18 protein-coding genes are annotated in these 17,129 nt (G+C 54.5%); 8 read left to right on the top strand and 10 right to left on the bottom strand.

Annotated features, from left to right (window positions below; genetic code table 11):
* Positions 1-2: 2 nt before the first annotated feature.
* The 6 genes from arnC to arnF are packed head-to-tail and all read left to right on the top strand — an operon-like array spanning position 3 to position 6,237.
* Positions 3-986: an undecaprenyl-phosphate 4-deoxy-4-formamido-L-arabinose transferase gene (arnC, locus tag KQJ19_RS13325; RefSeq protein WP_141895440.1), complete on the top strand. Its 984-nt coding sequence runs from the start codon at positions 3-5 to the stop codon at positions 984-986.
* On the top strand, positions 983-2,965 hold the full coding sequence (arnA, locus tag KQJ19_RS13320; protein ID WP_216403745.1) for a bifunctional UDP-4-amino-4-deoxy-L-arabinose formyltransferase/UDP-glucuronic acid oxidase ArnA: 1,983 nt from the start codon (positions 983-985) through the stop codon (positions 2,963-2,965). The genes arnC and arnA overlap by 4 nt, the downstream gene beginning before the upstream one ends.
* On the top strand, positions 2,962-3,864 hold the full coding sequence (gene arnD, locus KQJ19_RS13315) for a 4-deoxy-4-formamido-L-arabinose-phosphoundecaprenol deformylase (RefSeq protein WP_047359217.1): 903 nt from the start codon (positions 2,962-2,964) through the stop codon (positions 3,862-3,864). Before arnA ends, arnD begins: the two co-directional genes overlap by 4 nt.
* Positions 3,861-5,519: a lipid IV(A) 4-amino-4-deoxy-L-arabinosyltransferase gene (gene arnT / locus KQJ19_RS13310; RefSeq protein WP_216403744.1), complete on the top strand. Its 1,659-nt coding sequence runs from the start codon at positions 3,861-3,863 to the stop codon at positions 5,517-5,519. The genes arnD and arnT overlap by 4 nt, the downstream gene beginning before the upstream one ends.
* Positions 5,516-5,851 carry a 4-amino-4-deoxy-L-arabinose-phosphoundecaprenol flippase subunit ArnE gene (gene arnE / locus KQJ19_RS13305; protein WP_216403743.1) on the top strand — a complete coding sequence of 112 codons (336 nt, stop codon included), beginning with the start codon at positions 5,516-5,518 and terminating at the stop codon, positions 5,849-5,851. Before arnT ends, arnE begins: the two co-directional genes overlap by 4 nt.
* Positions 5,851-6,237 carry a 4-amino-4-deoxy-L-arabinose-phosphoundecaprenol flippase subunit ArnF gene (arnF, locus tag KQJ19_RS13300; protein ID WP_016153820.1) on the top strand — a complete coding sequence of 129 codons (387 nt, stop codon included), beginning with the start codon at positions 5,851-5,853 and terminating at the stop codon, positions 6,235-6,237. The genes arnE and arnF overlap by 1 nt, the downstream gene beginning before the upstream one ends.
* A gap of 2 nt (positions 6,238-6,239) precedes the next feature.
* Here the strand turns inward: arnF and pmrD are convergent, their stop codons facing one another.
* The 9 genes from pmrD to KQJ19_RS13255 all read right to left on the bottom strand — a co-directional run bounded on the left by pmrD (position 6,240) and on the right by KQJ19_RS13255 (position 14,597).
* Positions 6,240-6,503: a signal transduction protein PmrD gene (pmrD, locus tag KQJ19_RS13295; protein ID WP_047416297.1), complete on the bottom strand. Its 264-nt coding sequence runs from the start codon at positions 6,501-6,503 to the stop codon at positions 6,240-6,242.
* A 95-nt stretch (positions 6,504-6,598) separates the two neighbouring features.
* Complete coding sequence (gene menE, locus KQJ19_RS13290) at positions 6,599-8,023, bottom strand: o-succinylbenzoate--CoA ligase (RefSeq protein WP_216403742.1); 1,425 nt, start codon at positions 8,021-8,023, stop codon at positions 6,599-6,601.
* Complete coding sequence (menC, locus tag KQJ19_RS13285) at positions 8,020-8,982, bottom strand: o-succinylbenzoate synthase (RefSeq protein WP_047500895.1); 963 nt, start codon at positions 8,980-8,982, stop codon at positions 8,020-8,022. Before menC ends, menE begins: the two co-directional genes overlap by 4 nt.
* Entirely contained in the window at positions 8,982-9,839 is an 858-nt protein-coding gene (menB, locus tag KQJ19_RS13280; protein ID WP_003027671.1) for a 1,4-dihydroxy-2-naphthoyl-CoA synthase, read from the bottom strand. The genes menC and menB overlap by 1 nt, the downstream gene beginning before the upstream one ends.
* A gap of 14 nt (positions 9,840-9,853) precedes the next feature.
* The gene (menH, locus tag KQJ19_RS13275; RefSeq protein ID WP_155574476.1) at positions 9,854-10,612 is read right to left on the bottom strand and encodes a 2-succinyl-6-hydroxy-2,4-cyclohexadiene-1-carboxylate synthase; all 759 of its coding nucleotides are present in this window, start codon (positions 10,610-10,612) and stop codon (positions 9,854-9,856) included.
* Positions 10,609-12,279, bottom strand: coding sequence for a 2-succinyl-5-enolpyruvyl-6-hydroxy-3-cyclohexene-1-carboxylic-acid synthase (gene menD / locus KQJ19_RS13270; protein WP_216403741.1), 1,671 nt, complete (start codon positions 12,277-12,279; stop codon positions 10,609-10,611). Before menD ends, menH begins: the two co-directional genes overlap by 4 nt.
* A gap of 84 nt (positions 12,280-12,363) precedes the next feature.
* Positions 12,364-13,662: an isochorismate synthase MenF gene (menF, locus tag KQJ19_RS13265; protein WP_216403740.1), complete on the bottom strand. Its 1,299-nt coding sequence runs from the start codon at positions 13,660-13,662 to the stop codon at positions 12,364-12,366.
* Positions 13,663-13,766: 104 nt separating this feature from the next.
* Positions 13,767-14,072: a stress response protein ElaB gene (gene elaB, locus KQJ19_RS13260; protein WP_003027683.1), complete on the bottom strand. Its 306-nt coding sequence runs from the start codon at positions 14,070-14,072 to the stop codon at positions 13,767-13,769.
* A 63-nt stretch (positions 14,073-14,135) separates the two neighbouring features.
* On the bottom strand, positions 14,136-14,597 hold the full coding sequence (locus tag KQJ19_RS13255; RefSeq protein ID WP_016153827.1) for a GNAT family N-acetyltransferase: 462 nt from the start codon (positions 14,595-14,597) through the stop codon (positions 14,136-14,138).
* A 67-nt stretch (positions 14,598-14,664) separates the two neighbouring features.
* Here KQJ19_RS13255 and rbn point away from each other — a divergent pair, with 67 nt between their 5' ends.
* Together rbn and KQJ19_RS13245 are read left to right on the top strand one after the other, a co-directional pair.
* Positions 14,665-15,582: a ribonuclease BN gene (gene rbn / locus KQJ19_RS13250; protein WP_016157040.1), complete on the top strand. Its 918-nt coding sequence runs from the start codon at positions 14,665-14,667 to the stop codon at positions 15,580-15,582.
* Between the two features lie 64 nt (positions 15,583-15,646).
* A complete protein-coding gene (locus tag KQJ19_RS13245) occupies positions 15,647-16,651 on the top strand; it encodes a chemotaxis protein (protein WP_016157041.1) in 1,005 nt (334 codons plus the stop codon).
* Between the two features lie 92 nt (positions 16,652-16,743).
* On the opposite strand, the gene KQJ19_RS13240 is transcribed toward KQJ19_RS13245, so the two are convergent.
* Positions 16,744-17,129, bottom strand: a 386-nt coding sequence (locus tag KQJ19_RS13240) for a proton-conducting transporter membrane subunit (protein ID WP_275972564.1), incomplete at its 5' end; no start/stop codon positions are given.

Below are 17,129 nucleotides of genomic sequence, written 5' to 3'. Positions count from 1 at the left end.
CCATGTTTGAAGCAGCACCGATCAAAAAAGTCTCGGTGGTCATTCCCGTTTTTAATGAACAGGAAAGCTTGCCAGAGTTAATCAGACGTACCAGCGCTGCCTGCGAAAAATTGGGCAAAGACTATGAAATTTTGCTAATTGATGACGGCAGCAACGACCATTCCGCACAGCTGATGATGGATGCTTCCCAGGCACCGAACAGCCACATTGTTTCTATTTTATTGAATCGCAATTACGGGCAACACTCGGCGATTATGGCCGGTTTCAGTCATGTCACCGGCGACGTGATCATCACACTGGATGCCGATTTGCAAAACCCGCCGGAGGAGATCCCACGGCTGGTCGCCACCGCAGATGAAGGCTTCGATGTGGTCGGCACGGTACGTCAGAACCGTCAGGACAGCGTATTTCGTAAGACCGCATCGCGAATGATTAACCATCTGATTCAGCGCACCACCGGTAAAGCGATGGGCGACTACGGTTGCATGTTACGCGCTTATCGCCGCCACATCGTCGATGCCATGCTGCATTGCCAGGAGCGCAGTACCTTTATCCCGATTCTGGCCAACATTTTTGCCCGACGCGCTACGGAAATCCCGGTACACCATGCAGAGCGAGAATTTGGTGACTCCAAATACAGCTTTATGCGTCTGATCAACCTGATGTATGACCTGGTGACCTGTCTGACCACAACGCCACTTCGTATGTTGAGCCTGTTGGGTAGCGTAATCGCCGCCACTGGCTTTACCTTGTCTATCCTGCTTGTGGTTCTGCGTCTGACGCTCGGTCCACAGTGGGCCGCGGAAGGGGTATTCATGCTGTTTGCCGTCCTGTTTACCTTTATCGGCGCACAGTTTATTGGCATGGGTTTACTCGGCGAATATATCGGTCGCATCTATAACGATGTCCGCGCCCGCCCCCGCTATTTTGTTCAACACGTTATCCGCCCACAAACCACGCAGCCAACCGAGGAAAACCGCGCATGAAAGCCATCGTATTTGCCTATCACGATATGGGATGTCAGGGTGTCCAGGCTTTGTTGGATGCAGGTTATGAAATCGCTGCCATTTTCACGCACACCGATAATCCGGGCGAAAAAGCATTTTTTGGATCGGTTTCCCGCCTTGCCGCCAGCGCCGGAATTCCGGTTTACGCCCCGGACGAGGTCAATCATCCCTTGTGGATTGAACGCATTAGCCAACTGGCGCCGGATGTTATCTTCTCGTTCTACTATCGTCATTTACTGAGCGATGAGATCCTCAGTCTTGCGCCTGCGGGGGCTTTTAATCTGCATGGTTCGTTGCTGCCGAAATACCGTGGTCGCGCGCCGCTGAACTGGGTATTGGTCAATGGCGAAACCGAAACCGGCGTCACGCTTCACCGCATGGTCAAACGCGCGGATGCTGGCGCCATTATTGCCCAGCAGCGCGTCGCTATTTCGCCGGATGACGTGGCGTTAACGCTGCACCATAAATTGTGCCAGGCTGCGCGTCACCTGCTGGAACAGGCACTGCCCGCGATTAAAACCGGGGATTATGCAGAACGCCCCCAACAGGAAGCAGATGCTCCCTGTTTTGGTCGCCGTACACCGGAAGATAGCTTCCTCGACTGGAACACACCTGCCGCGGAGTTGCATAACCAGGTCCGCGCCGTTAGCGATCCGTGGCCGGGCGCATATAGCTATGTCGGCACACAAAAGTTCACCGTCTGGTCATCGCGCGTTTGCGTAAATAACTCAGCGGCCCAACCGGGTACCGTCATCTCCGTTTCTCCTTTGCTGATCGCCTGTGGCGATGGCGCCCTGGAAATTATTACCGGACAAGCTGGCGATGGTATTGCAATGCAAGGGTCGCAACTGGCGCAGGTTCTGGGCCTGGTTCCAGGCTCCCGCCTGAACAGTCAATCAGTTACCACCACTAAACGTCGTACACGCGTGCTGATCCTCGGCGTTAATGGCTTCATTGGTAACCATCTGACCGAACGTCTGCTGCAAGAAGATCATTACGAAGTGTATGGGCTCGATATTGGCAGTGACGCCATTGGACGTTTTCTGCTGCATCCACGATTCCACTTCGTCGAAGGCGACATCAGCATTCACTCCGAATGGATTGAATACCATGTTAAAAAATGCGACGTCGTGCTGCCGCTGGTGGCGATCGCAACGCCAATCGAATATACCCGCAACCCGCTGCGCGTATTTGAGCTCGATTTTGAAGAGAACCTGAAAATCATTCGCTACTGCGTGAAATACCGTAAGCGCATCATTTTCCCGTCAACGTCCGAAGTCTACGGCATGTGTACCGACAAAGTCTTCGATGAGGACAGCTCGAATCTGATCGTCGGTCCGGTGAATAAACCACGCTGGATCTACTCCGTTTCCAAGCAGTTGTTGGACCGCGTAATCTGGGCGTACGGCGAAAAAGAGGGATTGCGTTTCACCCTGTTCCGGCCATTTAACTGGATGGGACCGCGTCTGGACAGCCTTAACGCCGCGCGTATCGGCAGCTCACGCGCCATTACCCAACTGATCCTCAATCTGGTGGAGGGTTCACCGATTAAGCTGATTGAAGGCGGCAAGCAAAAACGCTGCTTTACCGACATTCGGGATGGTATCGAAGCCCTGTACCGCATCATTGAAAACGAAGGCGGGCGCTGCGACGGTGAGATTATCAACATCGGTAATCCGCAGAACGAAGCGAGTATTCAGGAACTGGCAGAAATGCTGCTTACCTGCTTTGAAAAACATCCATTGCGTAACCACTTCCCGCCGTTTGCCGGTTTCCGTGACGTCGAAAGCAGCAGCTACTATGGTAAAGGTTATCAAGACGTTGAACATCGTAAGCCCAACATCCGCAATGCGAAACGCTGCCTGAACTGGGAGCCCACCATTGAGATGCAGGAAACAGTAGAAGAGACGCTGGACTTCTTCTTACGCAGTGTGAATATCACGGAACACACATCATGACCCAAGTCGGCTTGCGCATAGATGTCGATACTTTCAGGGGGACGCGCGAAGGCGTACCCCGTCTGCTGGAGACATTGAACCGACATAACGTGCGGGCAAGTTTTTTCTTTAGCGTTGGACCGGACAACATGGGACGCCATCTCTGGCGTCTTGTGAAACCACAATTTCTGTGGAAGATGCTGCGCTCAAACGCCGCATCACTTTACGGATGGGATATATTGCTGGCGGGAACCGCCTGGCCGGGAAAAGAGATCGGCCTGGCCAACGCGGCGATCATTGCGCAAACCGCCCTGATTCATGAAACCGGTTTGCATGCCTGGGATCACCATGCCTGGCAGGCGCGAAGCGGAAACTGGAATGACAAACAGCTGATTGATGATATTTCACGAGGCATCACGGCCCTTGAAACTCTTATCGGACAACCCGTCACTTGTTCTGCTGTTGCCGGATGGCGTGCCGACGATCGCGTCGTCCACGCCAAAGAAACGTTCCATCTGCGTTATAACAGCGACTGTCGGGGAACGTCGTTATTCCGTCCGGTGCTGACATCCGGGAAAACAGGTACGCCGCAAATTCCCGTCACGCTACCCACCTGGGATGAAGTGGTTGGTCAGGAAGTCCAGGCGGTGGACTTCAACGCTTACATTCTCTCCCACATCCAGATGAGCAGAGGAACACCGGTGTATACCATTCATGCGGAAGTTGAAGGCATCGCCTTTCAGCAGAATTTTGACGAGCTGCTTACTCGCGCCGCAGACATGGGGATAACATTTTGCCCGCTCGGCGACCTGTTACCGGACGATGTTAGTTCGCTGCCAACAGGGCAGATCGTGCGTGGCAAAATACCCGGCAGAGAGGGATGGGTCGGCCGCCAACAACCGGTGAGTGTGACAAGATGAAACTTACTGTCCGCTACACCCTGGCATTTATCGCTTTTATTGCGCTGTATTTTATTCTCCCCATCAACAGTCGCCTGCTGTGGCAACCTGATGAAACGCGCTATGCCGAAATCAGTCGGGAAATGCTGACCTCTGGCGACGGGATCGTTCCGCACTTTTTAGGGCTGCGGTATTTTGAAAAACCGATTGCCGGATACTGGTTAAACAGCATCGGGCAATGGCTGTTTGGCGCCAATAATTTCGGCGTCAGAGCAGGAGCCATCTTTGCCACTTTGCTGACGGCGCTAATGGTAGCCTGGCTTGCCATGCGGTTGTGGCGGGATAAGCGCACCGCCGTACTCTCTTCGGTTATCTTTTTAACGTTTTTTTCGGTTTACAGCATCGGCACCTATGCGGTACTTGATCCCATCATTGCGCTCTGGCTAATGGCGGGCATGTGCTGCTTTTGGGAGGGGATGCAAGCCACCAGCAGAACGCGCAAAATTACCGCCTTTCTGCTGTTAGGGTTAACCTGCGGCATGGGCGTGATGACCAAGGGTTTCCTGGCACTCGCCGTTCCTGTACTCAGCGTACTGCCGTGGGTTTTCGTACAAAAGCGCTGGAAAGATCTCATTATCTACGGTCTGCTGGCAGTAGTCGGTTGCATCGTGACTGTGCTGCCTTGGGGAATAGCGATTGCCCGGCGTGAGCCGGATTTCTGGCATTACTTCTTCTGGGTCGAACATATTCAACGCTTCGCGCAGGAGGATGCCCAACATAAGGCCCCCGTCTGGTACTATATTCCGGTATTGGTGGCTGGCGCATTACCGTGGCTCGGGCTGCTCCCCGGCGCGCTGCGTACGGGCTGGCGTGAACGGGATGTTCCGCGCAGCGCACTGTACCTGTTAAGCTGGATTATCATGCCAATCCTGTTTTTCAGCATCGCGAAAGGAAAACTGCCGACCTATATTCTTTCCTGCTTCGCACCGCTGGCAATATTGACGGCGCGTTTCGGCCAGCAGGCCGCGCAAAAAGGTGCAACCGCGCTGCGCGTGAATGGCTGGATCAACGTTCTGTTCGGTGTAACCGGCATTGTCGCCACGTTTATTGTTTCTACACTGGGTCCATTAAAGACGCCGGTCTGGTCGCATATCGAAACCTATAAGGTGTTTTGTGCGTGGGGCATTTTTATCATCTGGACGCTCTTTGGCTGGTATACGCTAAATAACCGCGAGAAGAACTGGACGTTCGCAGCGCTGTGTCCATTAGGCCTGGCACTGTTGTTTGGCTTCTCCATTCCTGACCGGGTGATGGAATCTAAACAGCCACAATTTTTTGTCGAGATGACCAAAGAGTCGCTGGAGTCGAGCCGTTATATTCTCACCGACAGCGTTGGCGTCGCCGCGGGGCTGGCCTGGAGCCTGAAGCGTGACGACATCATAATGTACGGACAAACGGGCGAGTTAAAATATGGCCTTAACTACCCGGATGCCCAGGGGCGTTTTGTCGGGCGGGGGAACTTTGCCGAGTGGTTAGCGCAACATCGTCAGCAAGGAAACATTACGCTCGTGCTTTCAGTCGATAAGGATGAAGATATTAATCGACTTGCTATCCCTCCCGCTGACTATATCGATAATCAGGGGCGTCTGGTCCTGATTCAGTATCGGCCGAAATGATCTGGGTAGCCTTAGTTCTCGCCAGCCTGCTCAGCGTCTGCGGTCAGTTATGTCAGAAGCAGGCGTCGCGACCCGTTCCCGTTCGAGCGCGAAAACGCCACATTACGCTATGGATTGGGCTTGCTCTGGCAAGTCTCGGTCTGGCCATGCTGCTATGGCTGGCGGTGCTGCAGAACATTCCGGTCGGCATCGCCTACCCCATGCTGAGTCTTAATTTTGTATGGGTGACTCTGGCTGCCTGGAAAATCTGGCGCGAACCCGTCACCCCGCGCCACTGGCTGGGAGTGGGGTTAATCATCACCGGCATCTTTATTCTTGGGAGCGCGGTGTAATGGGCATCTTTTGGGGATTATGCAGCGTTATTATCACTTCAGCCGCCCAGTTGAGTCTTGGCTTTGCGATGGATAATCTGCCGCCAATGCTGCAGCCGCAGCAATTCATTTCCGCCGTATTCTCTCTTAGCGTCGGCGCATTTGCTTTGTATGCCGGACTGGCAGGGTATTTACTGTCGGTGATTTGCTGGCATAAAGCGCTGCACCAGCTCGCGCTGAGCAAAGCGTATGCCCTGCTCAGCCTGAGCTATGTACTGGTGTGGGTTGCATCAATGATCCTGCCCGGCTGGCAGGGAATATTTTCAGCGAAAGCGCTCGCCGGAGTGCTGTGCATCATGGCAGGGCTACTGACGATTTTTTTACCTTCACACCAGCGCCAACCCTGAGATTATTTATCTTCAGACAGTCGTAACAGGCGTTCCCATTCCTCACACGTGTACTGCCTGGCATCAATTATTTTGATTAACCGTGAGGTATCGCGATTAATGCAATACAGTGCATCTTTCAGCGGTGAAAGGAGGTCTCCGGGCTTAACCCACTCGGAAGAGTGCGCCTCAGCCAGCATCTTTAGCGAACCGCCGCCATCACAAAGTACGATATAGAGCCTGCCTGCTTTTTTGTGACAGCAAGACTTCTTCACATGCCATTCCATAGCGCACCTTTTGTTAAAAAATTTCACAACAGGTTACACATTAGCAGATAAACAAAATGACAATAGCGACTCAATAGCGAAAGTGAGAAATGTAATTACTGTTTGCTTAATTTTAAGAATGAAGCACTTACCCAATCTGACAGCGCACGACGAGAGATTTTAATCCCTCCGGATTTTAGTTCGGGTGGCAATGTCAGCCAGCATACCGGTTGCTGAAAGCGGGCCAGCTTATCTTTCACCCACTCTGCCAGATTGGTGTCACCCGCATTGGTGTCATACTCAACGACCGCCACCGGGCGATGACCAAACTCTTTGTCTTCTATCGGCACAATGAAGGCTTGCAGAACATGCGGATGCGCAGCAATCACGCGTTCCACCTCTTCCGGCTGTATGCCTTCCCCGCCGCTAAAGAACAGATTGTCCATCCGACCGACAATGGTTAACTTGCCGTCCTTCAACACCCCGCGATCGCGGGTGGCAAACCAGCCTTCCGCGTTTACTAAAGGAATCAGCTGCCCGTTACGCCAGTAACCTTGTGCCATGCTGGCGGCACGCAGCCAGACTTCACCACCAACGATTCTGACTTCTCTGCCTGCCAGGGGCGACCCCACATCCGCCAGGCCATCCGCTTCTTTCGCACAGACCGTAGAAGCAAACTCCGTTAAACCGTAACCGCACCAGCAGCGAATCCTTTGCTCGCGCGCCTGTTCCGTCAATTCAACAGGAATTGCCGCGCCACCCAAGAGCACTGCTTTGAGCGTTACCGCCGTTTTGTTGACCAGCAGGCGCCACAGCTGCGTGGGCACCAGCGAAGCATGAGTGCATCCAGCCAGCATTTGCTCCAATGGTTGCTTGTCGCGCACGGTCATTCGTGCCCCGGCAAACAACCAACGCCACAAAATACCCTGGCCGGAAACATGAAACAGCGGCAGCGAGAGCAGCCAGTCATCTTCAGCGTCAAACGGCATTAATGACAGCACGCCCTGCGCGCTTGCCAGATGAGCCTGACAGGTATGCACCGCCGCCTTTGGCAATCCGGTAGAACCTGAGGTTAACGTCATCGTGCTCAAACGCTGGGGTAACCACGCGGCGGCATGCTTGCCTGGTACTGCCTGCATCTGCAACGGATGGAGTCCCGCGAGAACATTAGCTGCCTCAAGATCCAGCGCAAAACGCAGCGTTAAGCCCGGGACCAGCGCGTCAAGCAGCGATTGAGGCAGTTGTGGGTTCACAGGTAAAACCCGCGCCCCACATTGCAGCAATGCCAGCCAGGCCAGCAAAGCACGCGGATGATTCCAGGCGCGAAGCAGGACGCCATCGCCCTCTTCCACGCCCTGAGCGGCAAAACCGCTGGCCAGATGGTCAACGCGCGTGCAGAGCTCGCTCCAGCTTAATACTTCATCGTTGAGGCGTAGAGCAGGCACCTCTGCACGAACCTGTCGCCAGTGATGCCACGGCCAGTCATCGGGTTGTACCAGGCCCGATATGCTTACGCTATCGGGCATTTCCCGCTGGGTCATAGCAGGCGTTCCAGCGCATCAACATCGATACACGGCAATGCGCTACCCGGCCAGGTGCGTACCTGCTGGCACTGCATCAGGCTCAAGGTATCCAGCCCCGGAATGGTCTGCGGCGTCAGCCAGGCGGCAATCCGCGCCAGTTGGGTTAAGCCCAGGCTCGACTCGATCGACGAACTAATAACAGCGGTGAGACCAAGCGCATGCGCCGCTGCCACCTGTTCGCGCACTTTTTCGAGACTGCCCGTCAGCGTAGGTTTGATAACCACTGCCTTGACACCCTCTTCGGCTTCGAAGAGGAAATCCGCTTCACGCAGACTTTCATCCCAGGCAATGGCAATGCCGGTTTCACGCGCAAAAGCACGAGAGTCATCGCGGGTTTTGCATGGTTCTTCGAGAAAAGCGATGCGCCCGCGGTACTCTGGATTAACGTACTTCGCGAACTGCTGGGCTTTCAACGGCGTCCAGGCTCGGTTGGCGTCAAGTCGCAAATGCAGCTCCGGGATAGCCTCAAGCAGCAGGTTGGCGACCATACCGTCACGAACCGCTTCATACAGTCCGACCTTGATCTTCGCTACTTTTTCACCCGGCATGTCCGCCAGTTGCAGTACCAGATCATCAGGATCGCCCGTACACAGCGGCGCAGCACGGTAGTCTGCGTCCTCTGGCAATACGCCAGCCAGTTCGGCCAGCGCGCAGCTTGTGCCAAAGGCGACCGAAGGCAGCTGCGGTAAGGAAGAATCCCCCTGTAGCCAGCCGTTGACCCAGGCCAGCAGCTCGGTTTGCGCCTCTTCCCAGCTCTCCTGACTGAAGCCCGGCAGCGGGGAGATCTCTCCCCACCCTTCGCGCTCGCCGTCACAAAGGCGAACGTACAGCCCGTCACGCGTTTTTAACCGCCTGTCGCGCAGAATCACCCCCGCGTCCATGGGGATCTGCCAGCGGTATACCTGCGCGCTACGCATTACGGATTCCGTTTAAATTTGCTGAAATCCGGCTGACGTTTCTGGTTAAAGGCGTTACGGCCTTCCTGACCTTCTTCCGTCATGTAGAACAGCATAGTGGCGTTACCCGCCAGCTCTTGCAGACCAGCCTGACCATCGCAGTCGGCGTTCAGTGCAGCTTTCAGGCAGCGCAACGCCATCGGGCTGTTTTGCAGCATTTCACGACACCAGCGTACGGTCTCTTTTTCCAGATCGGCCAGCGGAACCACGGTGTTTACCAGGCCCATATCCAGCGCTTGCTTCGCATCGTACTGACGGCACAGGAACCAGATTTCACGCGCTTTTTTCTGACCGACAATACGCGCCATGTAAGAGGCACCCCAGCCGCCATCGAAGGAACCGACTTTCGGACCGGTCTGGCCGAAGATGGCGTTTTCAGCCGCAATGGTCAGGTCACACATCATGTGCAGCACATGGCCGCCGCCGATGGAAAAGCCTGCAACCATCGCCACTACCGGCTTCGGACAGGTACGAATCTGGCGCTGGAAGTCCAGTACGTTCAGGTGATGCACACCGGAATCATCCTGGTATCCGCCGTAGTCACCGCGCACTTTCTGATCGCCACCCGCGCAGAACGCTTTGTCGCCAGCACCGGTCAGAATAATCACGCCAATGTTGTCATCATAGCGAGCATCCGCCAGCGCCTGGATCATCTCTTTCACGGTGACCGGACGGAAGGCATTGCGTACCTGCGGACGATTAATGGTGATTTTTGCGATACCGTCGGTGGATTTCTCGTAGAGAATGTCGGTGTAGCCTTCAGAGCAATCGTGCCATTCTACCGGTGCGTAAAGCATTGTTTCATCAGGATAGATCATAAAATGTCCTATAGTCAGCGATGCAGAATCTGAGCCAGACAGTCCACCACGCCAGCGGGATTGTCCCGATGCGCGTTGTGTCCGGCATTACGAATCACATGGCTTGGTACGGATATTTCCGCCGCCAGAGCGCGGAATTTATCGTCACGTTCACCACATAAATAATAAAACGGAAATGTGCGCGTAGTGAGTTGCGCACGTAAATCAGGTTGTACGGCTAGCGAGGTGGCCTCCAGCATCGCTGCCAGCGTATGCCCGTTATTCTGGCTACGCAGTGCGACCAGCGCTTCTCTTTGCGCCGCATTCAGCGAGGAAAAAACCGGCTGTTGATACCAGTCAATAAACACCTCGCACAACGGCTCAGCGCGAAAACGCGCAGCCCAGCGACCATCAGAGAGGCGACGCTGAACGCGCGCCTCCTCACTTTGCAAGCCTGGATGTCCACCTTCAACCACCAGACCGCACAGTCCTGGCATCTCCTGACAAGCCGCCATCATCGCGACTCTGCCGCCAAGAGAGTAACCTACCAACCAGTATTTAAGTATGTTGTAACTAAGCAGTGTGTTACGCAGCAAAGCGCTTACGTCGTCGAATCCGCTCACGCTGATGTCAGCGGAGCCACCGTGTCCCGGCAGGTCGATATACAGCCGCGAATAATTCTTAAACGCTTCGCCAACCCTCTGCCACTCCCGACAATCACCGGAAAAACCGTGCAGGAAAACCAGCCAGGGAAATCCCGTCTGGCCCACTTTCGCCTGCGCGTGCAGGATCATAGATGGCTTACCTGCGCCAGCAGTTGCTGCAGGGTTTGCGCCCCATCAGTTTCGTTTACCACCAGCTCAATCACCGTTGCCGCTGGAGTACGCCAGGCGTTAGTCAGCGCGCTCTCCAGTTGCTCCCAGTTTTCCGGGCGCTGGTATTTAAGGTTAAACATGGCGGCAGCATGCTCAAAATGCACGTTCTGCGGCATCAGGTAGAACCGTTCGCGTTCGCTTGCTGGCGTCGGCAACAGGGAAAAAATTTGCCCGCCGTTATTATTGACCACTATCAGGACAAACGGCGCGGAAACCTGGCGCAATAACGCCAGCGCATTGAGGTCATACAGCGCAGATAAATCGCCGACGATAGCCAGCGTCGATTTCGCGCTGGCACGCTGTACGCCTGCTGCCGTTGACAGCAGGCCGTCAATGCCGCTCGCGCCACGGTTGCTATAGACCGGGTAACCCGCCGGAAGCTGCGATAGCGCATCAATCAGGCGCACCACCAGACTGTTGCCCACGAACAGTTGTCCCTGCTCCGGCAAGTATTCGCGGATACGGTGGGCTAATTGCGCTTCACCAAACGCGTCGCGACGGGCTTCTACCGCCTGCCAGGCCAGTTGCGCCAGGCGTGGGATCTCCACGCACCAGGGCTGACGTTTCTCCGCCGGATGCAACTCCAGCCAGTCGCCAACCGTCGCTACCAGTCTGCGCCCACGATGGTGAGCCGGATCGAGGCGGCCTTCGATATTATCGACAATCCAGTATTCCTGCGGATCACAGCTGGCCTGCCATTGCAGGAGCCGTTTTCCGGTCAGGCTACTGCCAAGCTGCACCACAATCTGCGCCTGCTGTAATTCAGTGACCGCTTTCGCATTCCCCAGCCACAGGTCGGCGCACGGCAAAGGTTGTCCGGTTTGTGACAGAACATCGCCAATCAGCGGCCAGCCTAGCATCTGCGCCCACTGCGCAACCTTTTTGCCCTCTTCCGCGCTCATGCGGCCTGCAACAACAATGCCGCGTTTTTGTCGCCAGAAAAACCAGTCACGCTGTTTGTCGCTTTCCAGCCGACGCGACTCACGCAGCCAGGGTTTATCATCCTGCCACCAGTCGCCAAGGCGCTGCTGCCAGTCAATCCCCGTTTCGTCCATGTCGCCATACAGCGGTTCTGCAAATGGGCAATTGATATGAACCGCCCCGCTATGCAGCGCAGCTAAGGCGTTATCAATGGTGGATACCAGCCAACTAGCCGGAATGTTCTGAGTCGGGCGCGGTAAAGAGAGCGTTTGCGATGGATGCGAGGCAAACATTCCGGCCTGACGAATCGCCTGGTTAGCGCCGCAGTCGATAAGCTCAGGAGGTCTGTCAGCCGTGAGTAGAATCAGCTTTTCACCGGTCAGGCCCGCTTCAATCAACGCGGGATACAAATTTGCCACCGCCGTACCGGACGTCACAATCACAGCGACAGGCTGCCGGCTGACTTTTGCCAGACCTAAGGCCAGATGCCCAAGGCCACGCTCATCAAAATGAGTATGGTGAATAAAAGCGGGGTTTTCCGCAGCCGCCAGAGTCAACGGTGTAGAACGAGAGCCAGGGGCAATGCAGACATGCCTGACGCCGTGGCGAGTGAGTGCTTCCAGAATGACCGCCGCCCAGCGTCGGTTAAATGCGCTTACTGACATGAGATTGTCCGGTATCAATATTGCGACACAGTATAAAGAATCGAATAAATGGATTTTTGATATGAGTCGGTAATATACAACTCATTACCCTTCCATCTGTAATAAAGTGCGCAGTCCTGCCGCTTTATTGTCTATTTCTTGCCATTCCTGTTCAGGATCTGAACCACGCACGATCCCTGCCCCGGCATACAGGCGTACCACGTTTTCACTAATTTTCGCCGATCGTAATGACACGCAAAACTCGCTTTGGCGCAGAGAAAGGTAACCCGCAGAACCGGCATACCACTCGCGTTCAAACGGTTCATTATGTTGGATAAATTCACGCGCCAGCTCACGCGGAATACCTGCGACTGCCGCCGTGGGCTGGAGCTGCATCAGACAAAGCGTATCATCAGCCTGATTCAGTTCCGTCCAGATACAGCGGCGCAGGTGCTGCACTTTGCGCAGTCTAAGCACCTGCGGCGGCAGCACATCAAGAGTTTGCGTACAGCCTTGCAGACGCTGGCAAATATCTTCGACCACCAGCATATTCTCGCGCTGGTTTTTATCATCTTTCATTAGCCATTCCCCCAACTGCCAGGCCCGATGATCCTCAGGGTGGTTGGCAACGGTTCCCGCCAGCGCCTCGGTGCGCAGCGCCGTGTCACGCCGCCGATACAAACGTTCAGGGGAAGAACCAAGAAACGCACACTTTGCGGAGAACGCCATAAAGAAATGGTAGCAGTTCAGGTTTAGACGACGACTGGAAGCCATCACGGCCGCGGCGTTAACCGACTGGGAAAACTGTAAATCGGTCGCCCGCGCCAGCACGACCTTATCGAGCTGTCCCCCATTGATCGTTTGCGTGGCGAGCTTTATCAGGTCTATCCAGCCAGTTTTATCCGGCCAGTTCTGTTCTCCCGTCAAACGCAGACGCAATGCGGGCAGCGGCTTTACGTTAGCGAGCGATGAGATAAACACCACCGCCTGCGCGGCGTCTTCACGCAGCGACACGTCGCTATAGAGATGTAAGCGTAAGCTCGCCACCCCGGCGCAACGTCGCCACTCCAGCCGTGGCAATAACAAATGGCCGCGCTGAGGCTCAAAGGCATTCAGGCCCCAGATACGCAGGTCAGGATTATCATCATGCTGGTGTAAAAAATGCTGGGCTAATTCGAGCGAGGAAAATGTGGCAACAGCGCCCAGTACGGCGGCTTCTTCATCGCCATTACGCTGTTGCCAGTAAAACTGGGGCCAGACAGGTTGACTGGCCAGCCATCCTAAAGCGTCAAACGCATCATTCAGTGGGAAAGGGATATCGTAAATACGAATTCCAGGTGCTGCTGGTATCTCTTGCGACAAATGACGCATCAGACTTTCCAGCGCAGTAGTGATTGAATGCACGCGGACCTCTCCCTGTTAAAAACCTCACATTATACGGGGTACTGAGCAGAAAAAGCAGTACCCCCAGTTAGGGAGTACGTACAAATGCGCTGACGGAATGGAATTTATCGCCGTGCTAACAATAATCCCATCACTAAACCGACCGTGGCACCAACGCCGATTCCGCGCCAGGGTTTTTCATGCACATAATCATCCGCCCGGCAAACGGCTTTCTTCGCGCGGTAATAGTAGCTGTCAGAGGCATGGCTGACGCGATTTCTCACCTCTTCTAACGCCCGCTCTGCCCGCGCTTTTAACTCAAGGTATTTTTGATCGGCTGGATCGCCGGAAGAACGCAGCACCTCCTCCAGCGTTTCACTCAATAATTCCAGATCGTCATCGATACGTGATTCATAAGAATGAAAAGACATTTTATTCTCCCTTTCTATTGACGTACCCGCTAACTATAGACAATCAGGCGTGTTTGCGCCTGTTTACGCCTGATGTGCTTCCCGCGCCATTCCGACGTGTGGAATACCGTCTTCGTCATAGATATCCGTGACCGGCACAAAGCCAAAGCGCGCATAGAATGATTGCAAATGTGCCTGCGCCCCCAGATACAGCGCCTTGTGCGGCCAATGCTGCGTACAGGAGGCCAACGTCTGAGTCATTAGCTGTTGCCCCAATTTTTCACCCCGCAGCGCTTCGCTTACAATCACCCGCCCAATGACGACCGGCTCAAGCTCATCATCGCTTTTCAGAATCCTCGCATACGCCACCAGTTCATCGTTATGCCAACCCAGAATGTGCCGGTTTTCACCACTCAGGTCATCACCATCCACATCCTGATACGGACACCGTTGCTCAACAACAAATACCGCACAGCGAAGCTCAAGAATGGCGTACAGCTGCTGTGTATTGAGCTTTGCATGGTGGAGATCTTGCCAGTGAATCATAGTCTGCCCCTTTGTTGTGATAACCTGAACACCCTGCCTTATTGATGGCGAAAAGTGTAACGCGAAGATGGAATTACTATTTTTAGGCACGTCTGCGGGAGTCCCCACGCGCTCACGCAATGTAACGGCAATTTTACTGAATCTGCAACACCCGACTCAGGCGGGGCTGTGGCTTTTCGATTGTGGTGAAGGAACGCAGCATCAGATGCTGACCACGCCATTTAACCCTGGAAAACTCGAGCGTATTTTTATCAGCCATCTACACGGCGATCACCTGTTTGGTTTACCGGGGCTGCTGTGCAGTCGCTCAATGGCCGGGAACGTCCAGCCACTGACGCTTTACGGACCAAAGGGATTGCGAGAGTTTACCGAAACGGCTTTGCGTTTGAGCGGCTCCTGGACCGATTATCCGCTGGATATTGTCGAAATCACCGCGGGTGAAATTGTCGATGACGGCCTGCGTAAAGTAACGGCGTACCCGCTGGAGCATCCGCTGGAGTGCTACGGTTTTCGTGTTGAAGAGCACGACAAACCGGGGGCACTTGACGCCAGCGCCTTGAAGGCGGCTGGTGTTAAAGCGGGCCCGTGGTTCCAGGATTTGAAAGCCGGGAAAACCATCGTGCTGGAGGATGGTCGAGCGATTAACGGCGCCGATTTTCTCGGCCCTGCCACCAGAGGAAAATCTGTGGCTATTTTCGGCGACACAGGACCTTGCGCGTCAGCCATTGAACTGGCACGCGGTGTGGATGTGATGGTACATGAAACCACACTGGACTCCTCAATGGAGGAAAAAGCCAACAGCCGCGGTCACAGCTCGACCCGACAAGCCGCCCAGTTGGCGCTTGAGGCCGGAGTGGGACGCCTGATCATGACCCACGTTAGCTCACGCTACGATGAAAAAGGCTGTCAGCGGTTACTCGAAGAGTGCAAAGCGATATTTCCAGACACTGAACTGGCTCACGATTTCGCCATTTTCACCGTTTAATGCTCCATTTTTCCGCCTCAGTGCCGATAACAGTGGAAAGGCTGGCTTTCACACTGAGGACAGGATGAACAATTTCCAGAAAGATATTGATGACAGGACAAACCTAACCCTGTCTAACCGTTTTGAACTGCTGCTGTTTCGCCTTGGCAAATCCGTCGAGGAGCAGAAATCAGAACTGTTTGGCATCAACGTATTCAAACTGCGTGAAATCGTACCGATGCCGACCTTTACGCGTCCCGCAGGTATGAAAGCCCCGTTGCTGGGTATGGTTAACATTCGCGATCAGGTGATCCCGGTGATTGATCTGCCTGCCGTCGCGGGCTGTAAGCCAGAGACCGGACTCAACATCCTGTTGATCACGGAATATGCCCGCAGCGTTCAGGCGTTTGCGGTGGAGTCGGTAGAAAACATTATGCGTCTGGACTGGCAACAGGTGCATACCGCCGAGAAAGCCGTCAATGGTCGCTACATTACCAGTATCGCCTGTCTGGACGACAACAAAGAGACTAACAATCTGGCGCTGGTGCTCGATGTCGAACAGATCCTGTACGATATTGTACCGTCGAACCACGACCTGCGCGCAACAGAGCTGAAAACCAATAAGTTCAACATTACGCCGGGTGCGGTGGCGATTGTGGCTGATGATTCCAAAGTGGCTCGCGCGATGCTGGAAAAAGGGCTTAACGCCATGGAGATCCCACACTTGATGCATGTGACGGGCCAGGATGCATGGGAAAAGATACAACAGCTATCTGAAGAAGCAGAAGCGGAAGGTAAACCAATCAGCGAGAAGATTGCGCTGGTGCTCACCGATCTGGAAATGCCGGAGATGGACGGTTTTACGCTTACCCGTAAGATAAAAACCGACGAACGCCTGAAGAAGATCCCGGTCGTTATCCACTCCTCACTTTCCGGTAGCGCCAATGAAGATCACGTACGCCGAGTGAAAGCAGATGGTTACGTGGCCAAATTCGAAGTCAATGAGCTGTCTTCAGTAATTCAGGAAGTGATGGATCGCACAGCGAAAGGCATCAGCGGCCCGCTGGTGAGCCGTCAACTTTCGGCCTGACGCCCCAGCAACTTGAAGTATGATGAGTATAGACAGGTAAAAAAAAGAGTCTGGACATTGTCCAGACTCTTTTTCGATCACAGCATGATGAATTACATCAGCGGAGCCGCTAACTGCACGATGCTGATCAACGGTTGCGGGTAGATACCCAGCACCAGTACCAGCAGGGCAGAAATCAGCACCACAATACCGCCCGCGCTGTACTGCCAGTTGGACGGCGCATCGCGATTCAACTGCTGCGGTGCGCTCAGATACAGGCTCACGGCAACGCGCAGGTAGTAGTACAAACCAATCGCGGAACCCACCACCACAGCGGCAACCAGCCACCACAGATTAGCCTGCACACCCACCGCCAGTACGTAGAACTTACCGATAAAGCCCAGCGTCATCGGAATACCCGCCAGAGACAGCATCATCACCGTCATCACCGCCGCAAGGATTGGGCGATGCCAGAACAGACCACGGTAGGAGAACAGAG

This window comes from Citrobacter sp. S46_ASV_140, assembly GCF_018919545.1.
GTDB classification, from domain to species: domain Bacteria; phylum Pseudomonadota; class Gammaproteobacteria; order Enterobacterales; family Enterobacteriaceae; genus Citrobacter; species Citrobacter braakii.
The sequence above is the reverse complement of the archived record's forward strand: the minus strand, read 5'-3'. Positions and strand labels throughout refer to the sequence as shown.

Bases quoted from the DNA above. Each gene is read 5' to 3' on its own strand.
- arnC (WP_141895440.1), top strand. From the start codon at position 3: ATGTTTGAAGCAGCACCGATCAAAAAAGTCTCGGTGGTCATTCCCGTT.
- arnA (WP_216403745.1), top strand. From the start codon at position 983: ATGAAAGCCATCGTATTTGCCTATCACGATATGGGATGTCAGGGTGTC.
- arnD (WP_047359217.1), top strand. From the start codon at position 2,962: ATGACCCAAGTCGGCTTGCGCATAGATGTCGATACTTTCAGGGGGACG.
- arnT (WP_216403744.1), top strand. From the start codon at position 3,861: ATGAAACTTACTGTCCGCTACACCCTGGCATTTATCGCTTTTATTGCG.
- arnE (WP_216403743.1), top strand. From the start codon at position 5,516: ATGATCTGGGTAGCCTTAGTTCTCGCCAGCCTGCTCAGCGTCTGCGGT.
- arnF (WP_016153820.1), top strand. From the start codon at position 5,851: ATGGGCATCTTTTGGGGATTATGCAGCGTTATTATCACTTCAGCCGCC.
- pmrD (WP_047416297.1), bottom strand. From the start codon at position 6,503: ATGGAATGGCATGTGAAGAAGTCTTGCTGTCACAAAAAAGCAGGCAGG.
- menE (WP_216403742.1), bottom strand. From the start codon at position 8,023: ATGACCCAGCGGGAAATGCCCGATAGCGTAAGCATATCGGGCCTGGTA.
- menC (WP_047500895.1), bottom strand. From the start codon at position 8,982: ATGCGTAGCGCGCAGGTATACCGCTGGCAGATCCCCATGGACGCGGGG.
- menB (WP_003027671.1), bottom strand. From the start codon at position 9,839: ATGATCTATCCTGATGAAACAATGCTTTACGCACCGGTAGAATGGCAC.
- menH (WP_155574476.1), bottom strand. From the start codon at position 10,612: ATGATCCTGCACGCGCAGGCGAAAGTGGGCCAGACGGGATTTCCCTGG.
- menD (WP_216403741.1), bottom strand. From the start codon at position 12,279: ATGTCAGTAAGCGCATTTAACCGACGCTGGGCGGCGGTCATTCTGGAA.
- elaB (WP_003027683.1), bottom strand. From the start codon at position 14,072: ATGTCTTTTCATTCTTATGAATCACGTATCGATGACGATCTGGAATTA.
- KQJ19_RS13255 (WP_016153827.1), bottom strand. From the start codon at position 14,597: ATGATTCACTGGCAAGATCTCCACCATGCAAAGCTCAATACACAGCAG.
- rbn (WP_016157040.1), top strand. From the start codon at position 14,665: ATGGAATTACTATTTTTAGGCACGTCTGCGGGAGTCCCCACGCGCTCA.
- KQJ19_RS13245 (WP_016157041.1), top strand. From the start codon at position 15,647: ATGAACAATTTCCAGAAAGATATTGATGACAGGACAAACCTAACCCTG.